The following is a 21,366-nucleotide window of genomic DNA, read 5'->3' on the forward strand; positions in this document are numbered from 1 at the left end:
AGGGTAGCGCCGGGCCATGCCCGGCGAACGCGCAGCGCGGCAGATCCATGCCTGCAATCAGTGATCGCGTTCCACGGCCAGCGTGGCCAGCGCGCGCAGCGCATCGGCTTCTTCGTGATAGCCCGCCAGCGCCTGCTGCATGCGCGCGGACAGTTCGCGCAGCTGCGCCTTGGCACCGTCCATGCCGAGCAGGGCAGGGAAGGTGCTCTTGTCCTGGGCCTGGTCCTTGCCGGCGGTCTTGCCGAGCTGCTCGGAACTGGCTTCGACATCGAGGATGTCATCGCGGACCTGGAAGGCCAGGCCGAGCGCATCGGCGAAACCGTCGAGCTGGGCCAGCACGGGTTCGGGCGCATCACCGCACAACGCGCCCATGCGCACCGCAGCGCGGATCAGCGCACCGGTCTTCAGCGCATGCATGCGTGTAAGGGCTGCCAGCGACTGCTGCTGGCCGGTGGCATCGATGTCCAGCGCCTGGCCGCCGCACATGCCGGCCGCGCCGGAGGCATGGGCCAGGGTCTGCAGGCACGCCACGCGCAATGCCGCCGGCAGCGGTGCATCGGCGAGCAGGCCGAACGCACGGGTCTGCAGGGCGTCGCCGGCGAGGATCGCGGTGGCTTCGTCGAAGGCGATGTGGGTGGTCGGCTTGCCACGGCGCAGGGCATCGTCGTCCATCGCCGGCAGGTCGTCGTGCACCAGCGAGTAGGCGTGGATCAGCTCCACCGCCATCGCTGCGGCATCAAGCTTGTCCAGCTGGGCGCCGAACACCTGGCCGGCGGCATAGACCAGCAAGGGGCGCATGCGCTTGCCGCCACCGAGTACGGAATAGCGCATCGCCTGGTGCAGGCGTTGCGGTGCTTCGGCCGGAGAGGGCAGGGCGGCGTCGAGCTGGCTTTCAATACGGTCGCGCCAGCGCGCGAACAACGCCTCAGCCGTCATGGCTGGGCGGATCGAAGGGTTCGGCGGTTTCGGGCTGGGCCGGATCGCTGAGCAGGCGCACGCGCAGTTCGGCCTGCTCCAGCGCCTGCTGGCACTGGCGGTACAGACCGACGCCACGTTCGTAAGCACTGAGCGAAGCTTCCAGGCTCAGCTCGCCGGTTTCCATCTGCTCCACCAGCTGTTCCAGCGATTCGAGCGACTGCTCGAACTGGGCGACCGGGGAGGCGTTTTCGGGGGACTTCTTGACCATGCGACAAGTGTGGACGGCGCGCGCGCAAGGGTCAATTCACCAGCCGCCCGGATGCCACTGCAACTGCGCATTGCGTGCCTGCAGCCAGGCCTGCAGCTGTGCGGCAATGACTACATCGGCGGCCGCCAGCAGCTGCCCCTGGTCGAACAGCAGGGGCAGCTGTGCGCGTCGCCAAGGCGCCAGGTGCTCGCGCTGCAGGCAATCCTTCAACGCGGATGAATGCGTACGGCCGGGCAGCACGATGCGCTCGCCGCCCTGGCGGGCGCGCAGGTCCAGCGGGTGTTCGAAGCGGTCCGTGCCGAGCAGGCGCAGCTGGCCGCCGTCGGGCAGCTGCAGCGGTACACGGCCGTCCCAGGCCGCGTGCCAGTCCTTCGGTAGGGCCGGCAACGCTGCCGGCAGCAGGTAGGCGTGCTGGCGCCACTGGCGGATGGCGTGCTGCTGCCAACGCACCTGCGACTGCCGATCGGCACCTGCCGCCATCAATTCGTTCTGTACTTGCCGCAGCACATGCGCCGGCAACGGGGCTGCGCCATGGCGGCGCACCCACGCACGCAGCACCCGCGCAGCACGCTCCGGTGCAACCTGGCGCAGCAGCTCCAGCGACAGCACCCGGGGTGCCACTTCCAGGTGAGCGAGCAGTTCGGCGTCTTCTTCATCGAGCAATGCACGGGTCTGCGCGCAATGCGCGGCGCTGCCGGCCAATGCGGCGGCGGCATGCGGCCAGCGCTGGCGCAGCAGTGGCAGCACCCGCAGGCGCAGGAAATTGCGGTCGGCGTGGTCTTCGCCGTTGCTGGGGTCTTCGATCCACTGCAGGCCGTGTGTCGTCGCGTAAGCCCGCAGCGCGCTGCGCGGCACATCGAGCAGTGGCCGCCACAGCCGATGGCCCTCAAGGCGGCTGTCAGCGGTCATCGCCGCCAGCCCATCGATGCCCGAACCGCGCAACGCGCGCAGCAGGAAGGTCTCGGCCTGGTCGTCCCGGTGCTGGGCCAGCGCCAGGGTTTCCCCGGCCTGCAGCTCGGCGCTGAATGCAGCGCGACGTGCCAGCCGGGCGGCCCCTTCGATGCCATGGCCGTCATCACGGCTGACCTGCACGTGGTGCACGGCCAGTTCGATGCCCAGCACCGCGCATTGCTGCTGGCAGTGCTGCACCCAGTCATCGGCAACCGGTTGCAGGCCATGGTGTACGTGCATGGCACGCAGCGGCGTGCCGGCCGCCTGTGCCGATCGCCACAGCCAGTGCAGCAGCACGGTGGAATCCAGGCCGCCGCTGTAGCCGACCAGCAGCGGTGCATCAAGCGGAACGAGGGCGGGGAAGGCGGTCACGGCGGCAAGTATAGGGTGGGTGGGTGAGTCGGCAGGGCTGCGCCCTGCACCCGCCGATGCAAGGGCAACAGCCAAGGCAACAGCGGGCATTCCGTGGGATGGCGGGGTGGGTCCGGTTGCGGGGGACGCTGCAAGTACGTCCATGTAAGCTCGGTCGCGCCATCCATGGCGCTCACGCCCCCGCAACCGGACCCACCCCGCCTTCGACAGTTGGCCGGTGGCCAGTAGATCCACGCCATGCGTGGATGAAATCTGTCAGATATCGAATGAAATTCTGGGCCATTCCCGTGTCGACCAAGGTCGACACCCACCAAGGGAAGGCCATCCCGTTCCGACAGAGCGCAGGAAACTGTCGAAGGCAGGGCCCACCCCGCCATCCCACGGAATGCCTGCTGTTGCTTTGGCCGTTGCCGTTGCCTGGCGTCGGCAGGTGCAGGGCGCAGCCCTGCCGAAAAACCCTTACTTCACTCGACGACCGGAACGATCGATGCGGAACCACTCACCGCCTTCCATCGGCGTATGCCCGTCGCCATCGGGCGTGCCGCGGCGGCAGCCGTTGCAGACCTCGGCCACGCCGTCCTGGAACGGCCAGGCAAAATCGAACGTGGCCGCAATCACCTGCTCGAAGGCAGCGTTGAAATAACCCACGCGATCGCCGACGCGGCCGCGGAACAGGCCTTCCTGCAGGGAGTCGGCGCCGTTGTCCCAGGCGATCACCGCCTGGCTGCGGCCGCGACGGTCGACGTAGTGGAAGCCATCGGCGGTCTGTACCAGCGCCAGGCCATCGCCGTCGTAGGGAAGATCCTGCAGGGTCTCCGCGCTGATCTGCGGCTTGTCATCGACGACCTCGCAGCCGGGCAGCATCCACAATCCGTGTTCTTCGGTCATGACCTTGCAGGCCGGCCCCTGCGCTGACGCACAGGTACTGGCCAGCACGCCCAGCAGGGCCAGCCAGCGCGCACGGCGGAGACTGCCCAGAGCAGGGCGTGCCGGCCGCGCCATCACTTGGCCTCGGCCTTGCGTTCGAAGGTGGCCGGTGCCGGCAGTTCCACCGGTACGCCCTTGTCATCGCAGGTGCCGGCCTGGCACAGGCGATCGCGCAGGGCCGGGGTGGCCTGCACGATCATGTGGTAGATCGCGTTCTGTTCCAGGGTGCCGCGGATCGCCTTGCTGCCCGGGCCACGTGCCCAGATGCCGACGTCCTCGCCACCATGCGATTCGGACTTCATCGGTACCAGCGCTTCCTGCATGTAGTCGGGATGCTCGGTATCGACGTCGTGCAGGTTCGGGCGGCCGTTGGCCGGCTCGAAGCTGCTGGGGTTGTGCGGGTAGCGCTTCGGACCGGCCGGTTGCTGGTTGCTGGTGCCGGTATGGCCGGGGCCGTTGGCGTAGCTCAGGGTGGTGTACGGCTGGCCGTTGCCATCCAGCGCGTAGTCGAGCTTGCCGGCGCCGTCTTCGCCACCCTTGTCCTTCACCTTGCCCAGGATCGGATTGCCGCGGGCGGGGTAGCCGACGAAGTTCAGGGTGTGTGAATGGTCGGCGGTGACGATGATCAGGGTGTCATCGGCCGAGGTCAGCTCGTTGGCCACGCGCACGGCATCGGACAGGGCCACGGTTTCGGTCAGCGCACGGTAGGCATTGCCGCTGTGGTTGGCGTGGTCGATGCGCGCGCCTTCGATCATCAGCACGTAGCCTTCCTGATGGCGCGACAGGTTCTTGATCGCTGCAGCGGTCAGCTCGGCCAGGCTCGGTTCACCGGCGGGGTCCTGCGGGCGTTCGTATTCGTAACGCATGTGGTCGGGCTCGAACAGGCCAAGAATCGCCGGTGCGTTGGCGGCGGCCTGCAGCTGCTTGCTGTTCCACACGTAGGCGCCCTGCGGGTGCGCCTGCTGCCATTCCTGCACCAGGCTGCGGCCGTCCAGGCGCTGGCCGACCTTGTCGTCGTACTCGGGGTCGCGCTCTTCCACGGTGGTGAACTCACCACGACCACCGCCCAGGGCGACCAGCGGGCCGCGGCCGTAACGCGAGGTCGACAGCAGCTGCTGGGCGATGTCCTTGCAGCCGGCGGCCTTGGCCGCCTCGGTCAGGTCGGTGTCGTTTTCCCAGTTGCGCTCGGGCGAATGCGCATAGGTCGCGGCCGGCGTGGCATGGGTCAGGCGCGCGGTGGAGACCACGCCAGTGGCCAGGCCGGCGCTGTCGGCCAGCTGCAGCCAGGTCAGCAGGCCCTTGGACAGGCTGTCGGCACAGTCGGTGCGGCTGCCGGCACTGACGCCGATCGCACCCATGTGGGTCTTCACGCCGGTGGTGATGGCGGTCATGGTGCCGGCCGAATCCGGGGTCTGCGAATCGGTGTTGTAGGTCTTGCTGAACGCGGTGGCGGGGAACCGCTCCCACGACAGCAGGTTTTCTTCACCGGAGCCGCCCTTCTGCTGGCCTTCGTAGATGCGCGAGGCGGCCACCGTGGTCAGGCTCATGCCGTCGCCCAGGAACAGGATGACGTTCTTGGCCTTGCCGGACATCGCGCCGTTCGCCGCTGCCTGCGCAGCGCCGCTGCGGTACCACCACTGCGGGGTTTCACCGGCAGGGTGGGCAACGGGGGCAACGCTGACCTTCAGGCCGGCTGGAGCGGACGCGGGGGCAGTGCTGGCGCAGGCGCCGAGCAGCAGGGTTGTGGCGCAGGCGGCCAACAGGGAGACGGAACGACGCATGGACGCTGGGATCTCACAAAGTGTAACGGGACGTTCATTATGCCCGGCCCTGCAAGGCACGCCGATGACACACTGATTTGCCATGCGGGCGGTCGTTCTGCGGCCCGCCTTGGGCTATCGTGCCAGCATCCCTTCCTACCCCCTTGGATTGCCTATGAAGCTGGTCTCTGCCTGGCTGCGGATTCCATTCTGGCAGCGCGTGGTCGGTGGCTTCGTGCTCGGTGCGCTGGCCGGCTGGGCGCTTGGCCCGGCTGCTGAAACCTGGTTCGGCCCGCTCGGCGAGCTGTACGTCACGCTGATCAAGATGATCGCGGTGCCGCTGGTGTTCTTCGCGGTGATCAACGCGATCTCTTCATTGCACGGCCAGAAATCGGTCGCCGCGCTCAGCGGGCGCACGTTCCTGTGGTTTGTGATCACTGCTGCGTTGGCGGTATGCGTGGGCCTTGGCGTGGGAACGGTGCTGCAGCCTGGCGCTGGTGGCCTGCAGCTGTCGATGGCCAGCAACTATGTACCGCGCGAAGTACCCAGCGTGGTGCAGGTGCTGCTGGATGTGGTGCCGTCCAACGTGTTCTACGCGCTGTCGGGTATCGGCACCAAGGTCAACGCCGCCGGTGAGACCGTGTTGGCCGCGGGCCGTGGTTCGATCCTGCCGGTGATCTTCTTCGCTGGCCTGGTCGGCTTTGCCATCGTCAAGCTTGGCGAGAAGGTGACCGAGGCGCGCAAGCTGGTCGGGCAGATGAGCGACATCATGATCCAAGTGACCCGCTTCGTGCTGGAAGTCACCCCGATCGGCACCTTCGGCCTGATTGCCGGCCTGGTCGGCAGCTACGGCTTCGAGAAGCTGCTGCCGCTGGGCCACTTCGTGCTGGCGCTGTACGTGGCCTGCGCGCTGCACATCGTGGTGGTGTACAGCGCGCTGCTGCTGGCGCATGGCCTGAACCCGCTGAAGTTCTTCCGCGGCGCGGCGCCGGGCATGCAGGTGGCCTTCGTCAGTTCCTCCAGCTTCGCGGCGATGCCGGTCGCGCTGCGCTCGATCACCCACAACCTGGGCGTGAACAAGGACTACGGTTCGTTCGCGGTGCCGCTGGGCGCAAGCATCAAGATGGACGGCTGCGGTGCGATCTATCCGGCGCTGTGCGCGGTGTTCATTGCCCAGTACAGCGGAGTGCCGCTGACGCCGGAGCAGTACGTGGTGGTGCTGATCGCTTCGGTGCTGGGCAGCTTCGGCACTGCCGGCGTGCCGGGTACGGCGGTGATCATGGCAACGGTGGTGCTGAGCGCGGCCAATCTGCCGCTGGAAACCATCGGCTATCTGTACGCGATCGACCGCATCCTGGACATGATGCGCACGATGACCAACGTGACCGGACAGATGCTGGTGCCGGTGCTGGTGGCCAAGGAAACGGGCCTGCTCGACCAGGCGGTGTACGACAACCCGTCCACCAATGTCGGCATCGATGACCCCGACCCGAGCCCGCCGCGCGCCTGAAGCGGCACTGCAACGTGCTGTATCAGCCGGTGTAACACGGCTGATACAGCGCCCATGGCGCCTTGCGCCGTGGTGTTTCCTGCGCGTTAAGCCCAACGAAATCCGAACGAAGTTGTAACACTGCGGCGTCATGCCGCTGCGGCGTTGCCGGTAAAACCCACGCTGCGACGACCTTCCGGTGTTGGCACGAAAGCTGCTCACTCCCTGCGCATAGGCGACGGGAGAGCGGCATGGACGGCAGCACCATCCTTTTCACTGTTTCTGGCCGGCAGCTTGCGCTGCTGCTGGTGCTGGTCGTTCCGCTGGCGGCTGCGGCCTCGGGTGCCCGCCAAGGGGTGAAGGTGCAGCCGGGTGAAATCGTCCTGCTGCGCGACGTGTCCACGCGCCCGGCCTATCGCATGGCGCCGCCCGGCGTGGCGTTGATCGCCGATCCGAAACCGCAGCATGAGATCACCGCCGCGCTCGGCAGCAGCGGCGCTGCCAGCGACATGGATGAACTCAGCGATGACGACTACGCCGGTCTCGGCGCTGGCCAGACCGGCAGCATGCACGCGCACGGCGTCACCACTGTCGAGCGGGTGACCCAGCAGGCCCTGGGCGGAACCCTTGGACGCTCGGGCGAGGGGATGATGAGCGGCAGCAGCCTCAGCGGTGCGATGAGCGGCCCGCTGGGGGCGGTTGGCAACACCACGCGCGGCATCGGCGATACCGTGCGTGGCGCGTTGTCGCAGTTCCCGTTGGGCGCTCCGGCGCAGGCGGGTGGCAAGTGAAGCGTGCAGTGCTGCTGGCAGCCTGGCTGGCACTGCCCGCCACAGCGCTGGGCGACGACTACAGCGGCATGCTGGCCTACCTCGACGTCACCCGCATCGACGGCCGCGCGCTGGCCGGTGCCAGTGGTGCCATCGCCATCAACCAGGCGGCCGGCGATCTCAACCTCCAGGCCAATCTGCATGGCATGGCCAGCGGCGACCGCGCCGACGTGGCCATCGCTGCGCGGCAACAGCACAGCAACGACGTCGTGCTGTCGGCACCACTGGAAGCCAGCGCACACATCGCCGGACAGGCCCTGGCAGGCGCCAGCGGCATTGCATCGATCAACCAGGCCAGCGGCATCGCCAACACGACGCTCAACGTCGTCAGCGCGACGCTGGCCCGGCAAGGAATACGCGAGTCCGATGACACGGCGTTGGCCGCCTCGGACATCGCGTCAGCAGGGGGGCAGGGCGATACCGGTGACGGTGTTGCGGCGGGTATCCGCAGTGTCGGCGTTGCGTCGACGGCACTGCGGGGCTTCGACGGTGTCCTGCAACTCAATCAGATCGCGGGAGCGCGAAACGATACGGCCAATGTTCTGGGCCTGGTCGTGCAGGGCAACCCGTGAGCACCACCCACCCGAACCAATCACCTGATGAGAGAGAGGGCACCATGAAAGCGACTGTCAAGAAGACCGTACTCGCCATGGCAATTGCCACTGCCTCGACCGCTGCTGCGGCCAATGGCTGGGACAACCAGAATGCCAATGCGAACATCAACCACAACCATGTCGTGACCGAGACCCGCAACGACACGCACAACCATACCGACAACGAAGTCCGCAACTGGACGCGCACCAATACCACGGTACGCAACAACACCGACACCTCGAACGTGAGCCGCACCCGCACGGTGAACGTCAACGAGCAGGTGCAGAAGAACAGCAACATCCAGGCCGACGAGCGCAAGGAAAAGAACAATCACGGCGTCGACGTGAACCTGGAGAAGGATCTGCGGTTGAGCTCGGACATCAACTTCTCCGGCGATCCGACCATCAGCGGTGACATCAATCTGGATTCGGCAGCCATCGCCGTGATCGACAACCGCCAGTCGATCAGCAACAACCTCGCCGGCAACAGCCTGGTCACCAACAGTGCATCGATCGCCGATGATGTCGGTGCGGGGGCCTCCGGCAACCTCGGCTTCAATGTGGTGGCCGGCGACAACAACGCGCAGGACAATGCTGCGTCACTGTCCGCTGCGGATGCGTCCTTCAGCTTCGGCATGGCCGACGCCGAGGTGTTCGTCAACCAGGCCGGCTTCGGCAACACCACCATGAACTCCGGCGTCACCAACGCCGCCGGCCTCGGTGGCAATGCCTTCGGCGGTGCCTCGGGCAACATCGGCGTGAACATCGCCTCGGGCAACAACAACGAGCAGAAGAACGCGCTCGCAGCCTCCGTGGCAACCAGTGCGATGGCGCAGTCGAGCATCAGCTCCAACCAGGTGTCCACCGGCAACACGGTGTCCAACGCCGGCTTCGTGCAGTCCTACACCGATACGGTACAGGTCGGCCTGAGCGGTCGCGTCGCAGGCGGTACCCTGGCTGTGGGTGCCGGTACCTATCGCGGCACCGGCAATGCCTACCAGATGGCCAACTACTACCTCGATTCGTGGAGTGGCGATCTGCCGCATCCGGGTGGCAATGCGACCGGGCACATCGATCTGGACAACGAGATCCAGAATGCAACGATGAACCCGAACCGGCCGGGAGTGGGTGGCCTGGGCTTCGATACGCGGGAAAGCGGCACCAGCCAGTTCGTCGAGCTGGGCGTGGCCGACCTGTATGCCAGCCTCAGTGGCACGGTCAGCACCACCCGCTGGGTGAACGTCAACGCGACCAACACCTCGGCACTGTCCGGCAGCGCGTTCTCCGGCGCGTCCGGCAACATCGGCGTGAACGTGGCATCGGGTACCGGCAACCTGCAGGCCAACAGCCTGGCATTGGCCGTGGCGCAGCCGAGCACCGGTGGTGGGACCGGCGGCGGCGAGTGATCCACGGTGTGACCGCTTTCGCAGCGAACCTGCGTTGAGCGCAACAAGCCCGGCCATCCGCCAATGGCCGGGTTCCCCCGGGGGCCCCTGTCCCTCCTCCCCCTTGGGGCAGGGGCTCCTTCCTTCTCGTGGAGAATGGCATGGCCGGTCATCGCTGGTGGTTGCGTCTGCTGCCCTGCCTGCTGCTGCTGACCAGCGCGTGTGGCTGGGCAGGCGAGGTGGTGTTCAGCGGGGTGCTGCCCAATGGCGCGCTGCTGCAGCAGAAGGTGGAAAGCATGCAGGAGCGGCGTTATCGCAACCTGGTGCGGCAGCACACCGACTACAGCTGCGGGGCGGCCGCTCTGGCCACCATCCTGCGTTATGCCTACCACCTGGACACCACCGAGGCGACGGTGATCGAGGGAATGATGGGGGTATCGGATCCACAGCTGGTCAAGGAACGCGGTTTTTCATTGCTGGACATCAAACGCTATGTCGAATCGCTGGGCATGCGTGGACGCGGTTATCGCATCGATGAATCGCGCCTGCGCACGTTGCGGGTTCCTGGACTGGTGCTGATGGATGTACGCGGCTTCCGGCATTTCGTCGTGCTCAAGCAGGTGCGCGACGGGGTGGTGGAAGTGGCCGATCCGATCCTGGGCAACCGCAGCCTGTCACTGGCCGAGTTCAGTGCCGCCTGGCCGTCACGCGCCGTTTTCGTCGTGATCGGCAGCGACTTCGATCGCAATACGGTGCTGCTGCAACCCAGCGAACGGCCCAGTGCCCGCGCGTTGTATGCGCGGCAGGGACCGATCACCGATGCCGAACTGGTCGACTTCGGCTTCAGCCACGCCGACCTGTTCTGAAGGAGGCACGATCATGCAATGCCAACGTGTAGTACTCGCTCTGCTGCTGATGTTGCCGGTGTCGCCGTTGATGGCGGCAGACGGTGCACCGGGGCGAGGCCTGAAGGAAATACCCGATCCCGAACTGAACCTGATGCGCGGCCGCTACACCGTTGGCGGCAACAACGTGGCCTGGTTCGGGGTGACGATGATTTCGCAGTGGCAGGGACCCAACGGTGCGGTGGTGCAGGGCGCGCTGACCCTGGGCATGGATTTCCGCAATGGCGGCACACCCAGGCTGAGCTTCCAGCCAAGCGTGCAGGTTACCGCCGCTGACGCACCGTTGCCGGCAACGGCGGGGCGCAGCATCGACAGTACCGGCCTGGCCAATGCCAGCGGACTGGTGCAGAGCGTGCAGGTGGCCGGCGATGGCAACACCGCACGCAACGTGACCACCCTGACCGTGCGTGACGGCATGGTGCCGACCGCACTGAGTGATGACGGCAGCCGCATGGCACAGGCACAGCAGGGCGGGGCGACTGCCACCGCCATGCTCGATGGCAACCAGGCGCGCCTGCTGCTGCAGGTTGATGGGCAGAGCCTGGTACAGCAGTGGATCCGCAATGGCAGCGTGGGGCAGGGCATTGCCCTGGCCGGCGATGGACAGACCGCCAGCAACCGGCTGCAGCTGGAGCTGGTACGCAATACCGCGGCCAACAACCTGCCCTTGAGCCAGAACGTGGCCCAGGCGATCGGGATGAACCGCGGCATGGGCCCAGGCCAGTAACACGGCCTGGACGGGGGGAACCGACGTACAACGCAGGTCACCGACATGCACACTCTCTACCGGCTTACTCCGCTGGCGCTGGCGGCGCTGGCGGCCACTGCCTTCGCCCAGCAGCCTGCGCCCAGTGATGGCGCCGACATGCAGGCATTGATCGCGCAACTGGAACAGCTCAAGGCCAATTACGCACAGGAGGTACGACGCCTGCGCGAACTGGACATGCAGGTGCAGGCGATGCAGGCGCGGCTGAGCGGTCGCGCAGGCCCCGGTGCGACGCCCGCTGCGCCGTTGGCGCCGGCTGCGGCATCGGCGCTACCGCCCAGCAGCGAGGGCTATGCCAGCAGCGCGGCCGAGGCACAGCAGGCCAAGCAGGAGGCCCGGCGCAGCGTGGATGACGTCAAGCAGCAGCAGGCGGCATTGTTCTCGCGCCGGTTCACCATCGAAAACGGCCTCACCTATGCACGCTACGACCGCAAGCAGCTCACGCTCAACGGGTTCCTCGCCCTGGATGCGATCTTCCTTGGCAACATCGCGATCGAGAACGTCGAATCGGATTCATTGACCTACAACCTGGCCGCGCGCTGGGGCGTCAGCCCCAACCTTACCTTGAACATGGACGTGCCGTACCTGGCACGGCGCACGGTCTACCAGAAGGGCGGTGCCGGCGGTGCCGCGGCGGCGATCGCGCAGGAAGAAACCAACGGCAGCGGCATCGGCGATGTCAGCCTGAGTGCCAATTACCGGCTGTTCTCCGAACGCGGCTGGCGCCCGGAGACGGTGCTGACCGGTGGCGTTACCGCACCAACGGGCCGCGCGCCCTATGGGCTGGACTGGAAAGTAATCGAGCGCGATGACGATGACTACATCCGCTTCGCAGTGCCGCAGGAACAGCCGACGGGCAATGGCGTGTGGCAGGCCAACCTGGGCGTATCGATGGTGAAGACCGCCGATCCGGCGATCCTGTTCGCCAACGCCGGCTACATCCATTCGTTCCCGCGCGGTTTCAGCGATATCGACAGCAACCCGGATACGGTCAATCCCGGCGATGTGAAACTGGGCGGTTCGGTGTACTTCGGTGCCGGCGTGGCATTCGCGTTCAACGAGCGCACCAGCCTGAGCATTTCCTTCAGCGACAAGATCAGCACGCGTGCCTCGACCCGGTTCAAGGGCGGTGAATGGGTGAAGGTGATCGGCAGCGATGCCAATGCGGCCTCGCTCAATCTCGGCGTGACCTACGCGTTGAACCAGCACACCACGCTGGTGACGCTGCTGGGCATCGGCCTGACCCCGGATGCGCCGGACTTCACCCTGGCATTCAAGGTGCCGTACATGTTGTAAGCGCGGCTGCCCGGCATGGCGCGGCGCTGCACAGCCGCGCTTTGCCGGCGTCGGGCCATGCCCGGCAGTGCAGGTTCCTGCGTTGTCAGCGCTGCGCCGGCAGTTCCAGATGATGCTTGCGGCACAACCGGTATATCGTGACCCGCGAGATCTGCATGTGCCGCGCACACGCCGAGACGTTGTAGCCATGCTGGCGCAGGGCCTGCAGCAGCACATCGCGCTCCACCTGGCCACGCGCATCCTGCAGCAGCGCGCGCCGCGCAGGGGCGTCGGGCTCTGCCAGGTCCAGGTCAGCGGCGCTGATCAGCTCGCCTTCGGCCACGATCGCCGCCCGCTGCACGCGGTTCAACAACTCACGTACGTTGCCGGGCCAGTCGAACCCGCGCATGGCCTGGCGCGCGCCGGGATCAAACCCGCGTGCACGGCCGGGGTGGCGTTGGCGGAAACCGCGCAGGAAGTGCTCGGCCAGCAGCAGGACATCGCTGCCGCGTTCGCGTAGTGCGGGCATCGGCAGGCGCAGGACATTGAGGCGGTAGTACAGGTCCCGGCGGAAGTGGCCCTGGGCCACCGCCTGTTCCAGTTCGACGTGGGTGGCTGCCAGCACGCGCACGTCCACACGCAGCGGCTGGTTGCTGCCGACCCGTTCCAGCGTCCCTTCCTGCAGCACCCGCAGCAGGCTGGTCTGTGCGTCGGCGGGCAGGTCGCCGACTTCATCGAGGAACACGGTGCCGCCGTGGGCACTTTCAAACAATCCGATGCGGCGTTGCGCGGCGCCGGTGAAGGCCCCGCGCTCGTGGCCGAACAGTTCGGACTGCACCAGATTGACAGGGATCGCGCCGCAGTTGATCGCCAGGAACGGCTTGCCGGCACGGCCGGACAAGGCATGCAGTGCCTGCGCGGCCAGCTCCTTGCCGGTGCCGGTCTCGCCGGTGACCAGCACCGGCAGGTCAACCGGAGCGAATTTATGCAGGGAGGCGCGCACCGACAGCAGGGCGCTGCTGTCGCCGATCAGCGTCGGCAGGCTGCCAGACGCGCGGCCCGTGTGTGGCAGCGCGTCGTCGCCCTCGGACTGTCGCTGCATTGCCGACAGCAGATCGTGCAGTTCCAGCGGCAGCGCGAACTGGTCGCGGCAGGTCCGCAGCAGCGGCCCCCACGCGGGCGGAGCGCTGCCCAGTCCAGCGGGCAGCACGGCGAGCCAGGGCAGGTGATGATGCCGCTCGATCCACGGCAGCAGCAGCTGCACGGCATCGGCATCCAGGTGACGCAGATCGACGATGGCCACCAGGTGGTCGCGGCTGCGCAGGCCGATGGCCATGGCAGGGCCAGGACTGACGCAGCGCAGTTGCCAACCGGCCGCCGCCAGCGCCCCCCGCTCGGCGGCCTGCGGTTGACCGAACCAGATTGCGCAACGCGATGGAATCTCCAGGCTTGCCGCCATTCCTTTCCCCCCAGGCAACACGGGCGGCCCAGCCGGGCACCCGGCGCGCCGCCCCGCGCCGGGATGCTGTGGCCGAACACGGTCGGCCTGTCGCGGTCACTGCAACCTTGACATCAAGGGCCAACGCAGCAAGCGGCGGCCAGCGGCCAGCGGCCCCGGTTCGGCCAGCCGCCCAATGAAAAAGCCGCTGCAGGGCAGCGGCTTTTCAGGCAATGCGCAGATGACCCCTGATCAGAGGTCGACCCGGCGGGCCTGCATGAACTTGTTGCCCCAGTAGCCGGTGAGCAGGGTGTCGACGCGGACGTCCTTGCCGGTGCTTGGGGCGTGCAGGAAGCGGCCATCGCCCACGTAGATGCCGACGTGGTCGACCCGGCCCTTGCGGCCGAAGAACACCAGATCGCCTGCAGCCAGCGCGGCGCGGTCGTTGATCAGTTCGGCATTGGCGTCATGGGCCATTTCACGCGAGACGCGCGGCAGTTCGATGCCCAGGGCCGAGCGGAACACGTAACCGACCAGGCCACTGCAGTCGAAGCCGCTGTCCGGATTGCTGCCACCCCAACGGTACGGGGTACCGAGCAGGGTCATGGCCCGGCGCAGCAGCGACTGCACCTTGCCGTTGTCGGCAGCGTTGCCGACCACGACGCTGCCATTGGCGGCGCTGCTGGTGTCGTAATTGGCGAGGAGGCGGCTGAGGTCACCGGCCACCATGGCCGAGCGGTCCATCAGGGGAATGGTGTCATTGGCGGCCAGGTGCGGCAGCAGGGCGGCCAGGGTGGCGCTGGCGGCGGCATCGGCGCGGCTGCGCTGCGGAGCGGTGGCGTCGGCCTTGGCGGCTGCGCGGGGGGCGGTCTCGGCGGTGGCAGCCGGGGTCGCATCGGTACGGGTGGGAGCGGACTGCGACCAGGCCGGAAGGCTGGTCAGACACAATGCCAGGCCCAGCAGAAGCGGGCGGACACTACGCGAAGAAGCGGCGGTCTGGCCTTGGCACGTCGGGTCGTTTGTCGTCACGCGTCGGTCACAAGGAAAAAAACGATGGGGCATCATGCCCTGTAAAAGCAGTAATAAGTTAAAAATTCCGTTAATAAATCGTTAGTTACATGGTGATGCATGTCACACTTTTGAACATATCGCCTGTTCATTTTAGCGAAGGACGCGTTTGGCCCCTGTGTAGTGGTCCTTCCAATAGGGGCCACTGAGGGAATCCAGGCGGACCGTTCCGCCGGTGCTCGGGGCATGCACGAATCGACCTTCGCCCACGTAGATCCCGACGTGGCTGACACTGCCGCGACTGCCAAAAAAGACCAGGTCGCCGGTTGCCAGGCGCTTCGGGTCGATCTTCGGCCCCTGTACCGCTGCCAGGTCGCGTGAGGTCCGCGGCAGCTTCAGGTCCAGCATTTCCCGGTAGACGTAGGCCACCAGGCCGCTGCAGTCGAAGCCGGATTCGGGCGTGTTGCCACCGTAGCGATAGGGCGTGCCGACCAGGCTGATGGCACGCATCAGCACCGAATTGGCGGCCTCGGGGTTGTCCGGCGTGGTGCTGGGCCAGCTTGCCGCAGCCGGTGGCGGGGCGGAACGGACGGCCTTGCCGCCGCCACAGGCGGTCAGCAGCAGGGGCAGGGCCAGCAGCAGGGCGGGCGCGAGGAGCCGGCGCGTGCCGGACGAAACTGGCGTGATGTGCATGTTCTCCGGATAATGCGCGACCTTGGATTGGCCGTCATGATGGCGGCGTCCCCGCTGGGCGACAACCCGCCCCAACCCGCCTGCCTCCGGCAGATCCAGACAGAGTTGCGCATGAAGATCGAAAAAGACCGCGTTGTCCGCTTCCACTACACCGTCTCCGAGGCCGGCCAGGAGCCGATCGAATCGTCCAAGGACCGCGGCGAGCCGCTGGCGATCCTGATCGGCCACGGCAACATCATCCCGGGCCTGGAAAACGCCATGATGGACAAGGAAGCCGACGCGACCTTCGAGGTCGACGTCAAGGCGGCCGACGCCTATGGCGAGCGCCGTGACGGCCTGTCCCAGCGCGTGCCGAAGAAGCACTTCGGTACCGCCAAGCTGGTCCCGGGCCAGCAGGTCGTGCTGCAGACCAACTTCGGCCCGCGTGCCGTGACCGTGCAGAAGGTCGGCATGAGCGTGGTCGACGTCGACCTGAACCATCCGATGGCCGGCAAGGACCTGCATTTCAACGTCGAGATCGTTGAAGTGCGCGAAGCCGGCAAGGAAGAGCTCGAACACGGCCACGTCCACGGTGACGGTGGTCACCAGCACTGATCGCACCGCGATCGTGATGGCAGCAACGGCCCGCTTCGGCGGGCCGTTGCGTATCTGGAACAGGGCGGGGCCATCCATGGCCCGCAGGCCGGCGGCATAATGACGGACCTGCACGCCGGATGCCCCGTGAACACCGCTTCCCCTTCCCTGCAACCGGTGGCTTCCGGCGAACGCATCGCCGTGCTGGACATACTGCGTGGCTTCGCCCTGCTGGGCATCCTGCTGATGAACATCGAGGCCCTCAGTGGGCCGCTGGACCTGGCCTTTACCGGCATCGACGCGCATTGGCAGGGCATCGACTACTGGGCCGATGCGTTCGTCTATGTGTTCGTGCAGGGAAAATTCTTCACCCTGTTCTCGCTGCTGTTCGGGGCGGGCTTTGCGGTGATGGCCCAGCGCGCCGAGGCGGCGGGCCGCCAGTTCACTCCGTTCTACCTGCGCCGCAGCGCCGGGCTGCTGCTGATCGGCCTGTGCCATGCACTGCTGGTCTGGTCGGGCGACATCCTGGTGCTGTATGCGCTGGCCTCGCTGCCATTGCTGGCCTGCCGTGAGGCACCGCGCAGCTGGCTGCCCTGGATGGGGTTGCTGGTGTATGCGCTGGGTGTTGCGCTGATGCTGCTGGTCGGCGCGATGGTGTCGATGGCCACCCCGCAGGACCTGCAGAAGATGCTGGTCGACGCGCAGCAGGGCATCGACCAGCAACGCCTGGTGTACGGCCAGGGTGACTGGATGCAGGCCAACGTGCAGCGCCTGCATGAGTTCGGCGCGTCGCTGGGTGGCATGTTCATTTCCGGGCCCGAAGTGCTGGGCATGTTCCTGCTGGGGGCCTGGTTCGCCGGCAGCGGCGCATTGACCGCGCCGGAGCGTTTCCCGCGGTTGTATGCCGGCCTGCGCTGGATCGCGTTGCCGCTGGGCCTGCTGGCCACCCTGGCAGGTGTGTTGTGGAGGCCGTATCTGGCGCCGGGTGTCTATGACCTGCCGACCACCACGGCAATGGCACTGGTGGCCGTGGGCGGTGTGCCGATGTGCCTGGGCTACCTGGCCTGGATCGTGCACTGGCGCGCGCGCATGGGCTGGCTGGCGCCGGTCGGTCGGATGGCGTTGACCCACTACCTTGCCCAATCGGTGGTCTGCACGCTGCTGTTCTATCACTACGGGCTGGGATGGTTCGACGTGCTGCCGCGTGCCTGGCAGCTGCTGTTGGCACTGCTGCTGTTTGCAGCGCAGGTGATCTTCAGCCATCTGTGGCTGCGCCGTTTCCGCTTTGGTCCGATGGAATGGCTGTGGCGTGCGATGACGTACCGGCAGTGGCCAGCACTGCGCCGTGGGGCCGGGCAGGCGTGATCGATGCCGGCCGCGCGCGTTTCGACCTGCGTGGCTGCATGCCCTCACGTCTGGCCTGCAGCGGGCCGTGGCATGCTCGCAGCAGCATGGGTGACGGCGCCAACCCGCTGCCTGCCGATCTTCGTTGCGGGCGCTCGCCCGCCATCTTCCCTGTCGATTCGAGCGATTGCGATGAATACTCCCTCTTATGATTACGATCTGATCGTCCTTGGCGGCGGTTCCGCTGGCCTGGCCGGTGCCATCCGCGCTGCGCAGCATGGCAAGCGGGTTGCCCTGCTGGAGCCGGGTGAACTGGGGGGGACCTGCGTGAATGTCGGGTGCGTGCCGAAGAAGGCGATGTGGCTGGCCGCCGATCTGGCCGAGCGCATCGGCCTGGCCAGCGCGATGGGCTTCGACGTGGCGCCGCGTCCGGCGCTGTCATGGAAGGAACTGGTGATTCATCGCCAGGCTTACATCAGCAACATCCACGCCAGCTATCACAAGCGCCTGGATGAAACCGGCGTGGTGCGCATCCCGGCCCGCGGCCATCTGCTGGATGCGCACACCGTGGCGTGCAGTGATGGCGTGCGTTACAGCGCTGCGCAGATCCTCATCGCCACCGGCGCCCATCCGCAGCGGCCGGACATTCCCGGCGCCGAACTGGGCCTGGTATCCGACGATTTCTTCGACCTGCGCGCGGCACCGGCCGAGGTCGCCATCATCGGCGGCGGCTACATCGCGGTGGAACTTGCCGGGCTGTTGCAGGCGCTGGGCAGCAAGGTGAGCCTGCTGGTACGTGGCAGCCGCCTGCTGGAGCGCTTCGACTACGAGCTGACCGCGCAGTTGGCCGAGAACCTGCGCCAGCAGGGCGTGCGCATCCACTTCGATTACCGTCTGCGTGAGTTGAAGCGCGACGGCGAACGCGTGCGCGCGTTCGGCCATGACGGCCCGATCGACAGCGTGTTCGACGCGGTGTTCTTCGCTACCGGCCGGCGCGGCAACAGCAAGGAGCTCGGCCTGGAAGCACTGGGCATCGGCATCGGCGAACACCAGCAGGTGGAGGTGGACGCGTGGCAGACCACGGCGGTGCCAAGCGTGCATGCGGTCGGTGACATCGCAGGCAAGGTCGGCCTGACGCCGGTCGCCGTGGCTGCAGCGCGACGCCTGATGGATCGTCTGTTTGGTGGCCGCCCGGAAGCGAAGATGGACTACGACAACGTGGCCAGCGTGGTGTTCTCGCACCCGCCGCTGGGTGCGGTAGGCATGAGCGAGGAAGATGCACGTGCGCGCTTCGAGCAGGTGACGGTGTACCACAGCCGGTTCCGGCCGATGCTGCAGGCGCTGGCCAACGGCACCCAGCGCAGCCTGTTCAAGATGGTCTGCGCCGGCCCGGAGGAGCGCGTGGTGGGGGTGCACCTGCTCGGCGAAGCGGCCGACGAGATCCTGCAGGGTTTCGCGGTGGCGGTGAAGATGGGTGCGACCAAGGCCCAGTTCGACGACACGGTGGCCATCCATCCGACGTCTGCTGAAGAAGTGGTGTTGATGCGCTGAGCCGACACTCACGGTAGTGCCGGCGGCTGGCCGGCAACCTCAACCGCAGACACCCCCGCAACCGGACCCACCCCGCCTTCGACAGGTTCCTGCGATCTGTCGGAACTGCGTTCTGTGTTGCTGTTGGTGGGTGTCGACCTTGGTCGACACGTGGATCCACGCAATGCGTGGATCAGGAGTTGCAGTGAGCATGAACGGACATCGGATCGTTCGCCCGCAAGTGCCATGAGACAATTGGAAGCAATCCGGCTGCTTCCAGCCGCCCATGTGGCCCGTTTTTTTCCTGATGTCCACTTCTTCCCCCCGTATCGCCACCACGTCCCCGCGCATCGCTCTGGGCGGCATCGGCCTGGCTGCGATCGGCGCCATCGCCGCCTCTGGCAAGGCGATCATCGTCAAGCTGGGGCTGCGCCATGGCGTGGACGCGACCACGCTGCTGGCGCTGCGCATGCTGATGGCGCTGCCGCTGTTCGCGCTGATGGCGGTGTGGGCCTCGCGCCGTGCCGAGCGACTGTCCTGGGCCGACCGCGCGCGCGTGCTGTGGCTTGGCTTCACCGGCTACTACCTGTCCAGCCTGCTGGATTTCCAGGGCCTGCAGTACATCAGCGTGACCCTGGAACGGTTGATCCTGTACTTGAACCCGACCCTGGTGCTGCTGATCAACGTGCTGTTGGCGCGGCAGCGGCCGGGTCGGTGGCAGGTCGGCGCGCTGGTGCTCAGCTATCTCGGCGTGCTGATCGCGTTCGGCCATGACCTGCAGCGCGAGGGTGGGCAGATCATCCTCGGCAGCCTGCTGGTGCTGGGCAGTGCGCTCAGCTACGCGCTGTATCTGTTCGGCAGCGGCCAGGTGGTCGCCCGTATCGGCGCGGTGCGCCTGACTGCCTACGCCAGCTGCGTGGCCAGCGTACTGGTGCTGCTGCATTTCACCATTACCCATCCGCTGCCGTTGCTGTGGCAGGCCCCCGCTGCCGTGCAGTGGCTGTCGCTGATCAACGCGACGGTCTGCACCGTGCTGCCGGTGCTGGCGATCATGCTGGCGGTGCAGCGCGTCGGCTCGTCGCTGGCTGCGCAGGTGGGTATGCTGGGCCCGGTTTCCACCATCGTGATGAGCCTATGGCTGCTCGACGAACCGATGGGGCCGGCGCAGATCGCCGGCACCGTGCTGGTCCTGATCGGCGTGCTGCTGGTGACGCGGCTGCGCCGCTGACGCCGGAGCAGGCACGCGCCCGCATCCTGGCGGTGATCCATGCGATCCCGCCAGGGCAGGTGATGGGCTACGGGCAGGTCGCGATGCGCGCCGGCCTGCCCGGACGCGCCCGGCTGACCGCACGCATCCTCGGCCAGAATGACGACCCCTCGCTGCCCTGGCACCGGGTGCTGCGCTCGGACGGGCGCATCGCCATGGCTGAAGGTTCGGCCGGCTGGCGCGAACAATCGCAGCGGCTGCGCGCCGAGGGTGTCATCGTCGAAAACGGCCGGGTGCGGATGCCCGCGACCGACCCGGCGGCGGCGCTGGATGCGGCCGTATGGGGGCCGGGCTGATCGCTGCCTGCGACTGAACGGGCGACCGTCCGCTCTGGTCAAAAAGGGCCGGTGCTGCGGCTATGATGGAGGCCGTTCCATGCCGGTGTCCCCATGTTCCCGCGACTGCCAACCGTCACCAAGGCCCTGTTGATCGCCAACGCGATCCTGTTCCTGCTGCAGCAGCCGTTCCTGCTCGGCATGCAGACCTTCGAGCCGTTCATGCTGCAGCCGCTGCAGCAGGGGTTCGATGCGTTCTCGCCGGGCGGCAATTTCCAGCCCTGGCAGCTGCTGACCTACGGCTTCCTGCATGGCAGTTTCTTCCATCTGTTCTTCAACATGCTGGCCGTCTTCATGTTCGGCGCGCCGCTGGAACAGACCTGGGGTGAGAAGCGCTTCCTGACCTACTACCTGGTGTGCGTGGTCGGCGCCGGCCTGTGCCAGTTGCTGGTCGGTACGATGCTCGACAATCCGGCCACGGTGCTGGGTGCGTCCGGTGGTGTGTTCGGCCTGCTGCTGGCTTACGGCATGCTGTTCCCCAACCAGCGGGTGATGCTGCTGTTCCCGCCGATTCCGATGAAGGCGCGTACGTTCGTGATCCTGTTCGGCGTGGGCGAGCTGGTGCTGGGCATGACCGGCTGGCAGCCGGGCGTGGCCCATTTCGCGCATCTGGGCGGCATGCTGTTCGGCTGGCTGCTGATCCGCTACTGGCGTGGCCAACCGCCGTTCAACAAGCGTCGTCCGCCGGGCCCGCCGAAGCGCCCAAACCACCTGCGCAGCGTGAAGTGAGGCGCAGGTG

At 66.9% G+C, this 21,366-nt stretch carries 21 protein-coding genes; 13 read left to right on the top strand and 8 right to left on the bottom strand.

All coding sequences use genetic code 11. The features are described 5' to 3' along the window. Nucleotides 1-57 precede the first annotated feature (57 nt). From K5K93_RS18345 to K5K93_RS18365, 5 genes are all read right to left on the bottom strand, one after another. A complete protein-coding gene (locus K5K93_RS18345) occupies nucleotides 58-936 on the bottom strand; it encodes a farnesyl diphosphate synthase (RefSeq protein WP_093821187.1) in 879 nt (292 codons plus the stop codon). After that, nucleotides 926-1,186 (bottom strand): exodeoxyribonuclease VII small subunit, encoded by a 261-nt coding sequence (locus tag K5K93_RS18350; RefSeq protein ID WP_222388629.1) that lies wholly within the window; start codon nucleotides 1,184-1,186, stop codon nucleotides 926-928. Before K5K93_RS18350 ends, K5K93_RS18345 begins: the two co-directional genes overlap by 11 nt. A 36-nt stretch (nucleotides 1,187-1,222) precedes the next feature. After that, nucleotides 1,223-2,509 carry a tRNA lysidine(34) synthetase TilS gene (gene tilS, locus K5K93_RS18355; protein ID WP_261311875.1) on the bottom strand — a complete coding sequence of 429 codons (1,287 nt, stop codon included), beginning with the start codon at nucleotides 2,507-2,509 and terminating at the stop codon, nucleotides 1,223-1,225. Between the two features lie 459 nt (nucleotides 2,510-2,968). Beyond that, entirely contained in the window at nucleotides 2,969-3,514 is a 546-nt protein-coding gene (locus tag K5K93_RS18360) for a WG repeat-containing protein (protein ID WP_222388631.1), read from the bottom strand. After that, a complete protein-coding gene (locus tag K5K93_RS18365; protein WP_222388632.1) occupies nucleotides 3,511-5,217 on the bottom strand; it encodes an alkaline phosphatase in 1,707 nt (568 codons plus the stop codon). The genes K5K93_RS18360 and K5K93_RS18365 overlap by 4 nt, the downstream gene beginning before the upstream one ends. Nucleotides 5,218-5,371: 154 nt before the next feature. On the opposite strand from K5K93_RS18365, the gene K5K93_RS18370 reads away from it, so the two are divergent. The 7 genes from K5K93_RS18370 to K5K93_RS18400 all read left to right on the top strand — a co-directional run bounded on the left by K5K93_RS18370 (nucleotide 5,372) and on the right by K5K93_RS18400 (nucleotide 12,460). Then, nucleotides 5,372-6,706: a dicarboxylate/amino acid:cation symporter gene (locus tag K5K93_RS18370; protein WP_093820690.1), complete on the top strand. Its 1,335-nt coding sequence runs from the start codon at nucleotides 5,372-5,374 to the stop codon at nucleotides 6,704-6,706. 230 nt (nucleotides 6,707-6,936) lie between these two features. Beyond that, a complete protein-coding gene (locus K5K93_RS18375; protein WP_222388633.1) occupies nucleotides 6,937-7,476 on the top strand; it encodes a hypothetical protein in 540 nt (179 codons plus the stop codon). After that, nucleotides 7,473-8,087 carry a hypothetical protein gene (locus K5K93_RS18380; RefSeq protein ID WP_222388634.1) on the top strand — a complete coding sequence of 205 codons (615 nt, stop codon included), beginning with the start codon at nucleotides 7,473-7,475 and terminating at the stop codon, nucleotides 8,085-8,087. Before K5K93_RS18375 ends, K5K93_RS18380 begins: the two co-directional genes overlap by 4 nt. A gap of 44 nt (nucleotides 8,088-8,131) precedes the next feature. Further along, nucleotides 8,132-9,514, top strand: coding sequence for an adhesin (locus tag K5K93_RS18385; RefSeq protein ID WP_093820684.1), 1,383 nt, complete (start codon nucleotides 8,132-8,134; stop codon nucleotides 9,512-9,514). A 140-nt stretch (nucleotides 9,515-9,654) separates the two neighbouring features. Further along, nucleotides 9,655-10,359: a C39 family peptidase gene (locus tag K5K93_RS18390; RefSeq protein ID WP_025876073.1), complete on the top strand. Its 705-nt coding sequence runs from the start codon at nucleotides 9,655-9,657 to the stop codon at nucleotides 10,357-10,359. Between the two features lie 13 nt (nucleotides 10,360-10,372). Next, nucleotides 10,373-11,125 carry a hypothetical protein gene (locus K5K93_RS18395; protein WP_222388635.1) on the top strand — a complete coding sequence of 251 codons (753 nt, stop codon included), beginning with the start codon at nucleotides 10,373-10,375 and terminating at the stop codon, nucleotides 11,123-11,125. 45 nt (nucleotides 11,126-11,170) lie between these two features. Beyond that, complete coding sequence (locus K5K93_RS18400; RefSeq protein WP_093820680.1) at nucleotides 11,171-12,460, top strand: transporter; 1,290 nt, start codon at nucleotides 11,171-11,173, stop codon at nucleotides 12,458-12,460. Nucleotides 12,461-12,545: 85 nt separating this feature from the next. Here K5K93_RS18400 and K5K93_RS18405 read toward each other — a convergent pair whose 3' ends face one another. The 3 genes from K5K93_RS18405 to K5K93_RS18415 all read right to left on the bottom strand — a co-directional run bounded on the left by K5K93_RS18405 (nucleotide 12,546) and on the right by K5K93_RS18415 (nucleotide 15,578). Beyond that, complete coding sequence (locus tag K5K93_RS18405) at nucleotides 12,546-13,898, bottom strand: sigma-54 dependent transcriptional regulator (protein WP_222388636.1); 1,353 nt, start codon at nucleotides 13,896-13,898, stop codon at nucleotides 12,546-12,548. A gap of 231 nt (nucleotides 13,899-14,129) precedes the next feature. Beyond that, complete coding sequence (locus K5K93_RS18410) at nucleotides 14,130-14,906, bottom strand: C40 family peptidase (protein WP_033831682.1); 777 nt, start codon at nucleotides 14,904-14,906, stop codon at nucleotides 14,130-14,132. 132 nt (nucleotides 14,907-15,038) lie between these two features. Beyond that, nucleotides 15,039-15,578, bottom strand: a complete 540-nt coding sequence (locus tag K5K93_RS18415; RefSeq protein ID WP_222391120.1) for a C40 family peptidase — start codon at nucleotides 15,576-15,578, stop codon at nucleotides 15,039-15,041. A 111-nt stretch (nucleotides 15,579-15,689) separates the two neighbouring features. On the opposite strand from K5K93_RS18415, the gene K5K93_RS18420 reads away from it, so the two are divergent. The 6 genes from K5K93_RS18420 to K5K93_RS18445 all read left to right on the top strand — a co-directional run bounded on the left by K5K93_RS18420 (nucleotide 15,690) and on the right by K5K93_RS18445 (nucleotide 21,356). Further along, nucleotides 15,690-16,172 (top strand): peptidylprolyl isomerase, encoded by a 483-nt coding sequence (locus K5K93_RS18420; protein WP_222388637.1) that lies wholly within the window; start codon nucleotides 15,690-15,692, stop codon nucleotides 16,170-16,172. A 99-nt stretch (nucleotides 16,173-16,271) separates the two neighbouring features. Beyond that, nucleotides 16,272-17,516 (top strand): DUF418 domain-containing protein, encoded by a 1,245-nt coding sequence (locus tag K5K93_RS18425; RefSeq protein ID WP_222388638.1) that lies wholly within the window; start codon nucleotides 16,272-16,274, stop codon nucleotides 17,514-17,516. 171 nt (nucleotides 17,517-17,687) lie between these two features. Continuing rightward, the gene (gorA, locus tag K5K93_RS18430) at nucleotides 17,688-19,046 is read left to right on the top strand and encodes a glutathione-disulfide reductase (protein WP_093820670.1); all 1,359 of its coding nucleotides are present in this window, start codon (nucleotides 17,688-17,690) and stop codon (nucleotides 19,044-19,046) included. Nucleotides 19,047-19,332: 286 nt separating this feature from the next. Further along, nucleotides 19,333-20,253, top strand: coding sequence for a DMT family transporter (locus K5K93_RS18435; RefSeq protein ID WP_059064791.1), 921 nt, complete (start codon nucleotides 19,333-19,335; stop codon nucleotides 20,251-20,253). Then, the gene (locus K5K93_RS18440) at nucleotides 20,250-20,588 is read left to right on the top strand and encodes an MGMT family protein (protein ID WP_223486363.1); all 339 of its coding nucleotides are present in this window, start codon (nucleotides 20,250-20,252) and stop codon (nucleotides 20,586-20,588) included. Before K5K93_RS18435 ends, K5K93_RS18440 begins: the two co-directional genes overlap by 4 nt. Nucleotides 20,589-20,681: 93 nt before the next feature. Beyond that, on the top strand, nucleotides 20,682-21,356 hold the full coding sequence (locus K5K93_RS18445; protein ID WP_025876091.1) for a rhomboid family intramembrane serine protease: 675 nt from the start codon (nucleotides 20,682-20,684) through the stop codon (nucleotides 21,354-21,356). The last annotated feature ends 10 nt before the right edge of the window (nucleotides 21,357-21,366 follow it).

The sequence above is a fragment of the Stenotrophomonas sp. DR822 genome, from assembly GCF_019793815.1.
GTDB classification, from domain to species: domain Bacteria; phylum Pseudomonadota; class Gammaproteobacteria; order Xanthomonadales; family Xanthomonadaceae; genus Stenotrophomonas; species Stenotrophomonas indicatrix.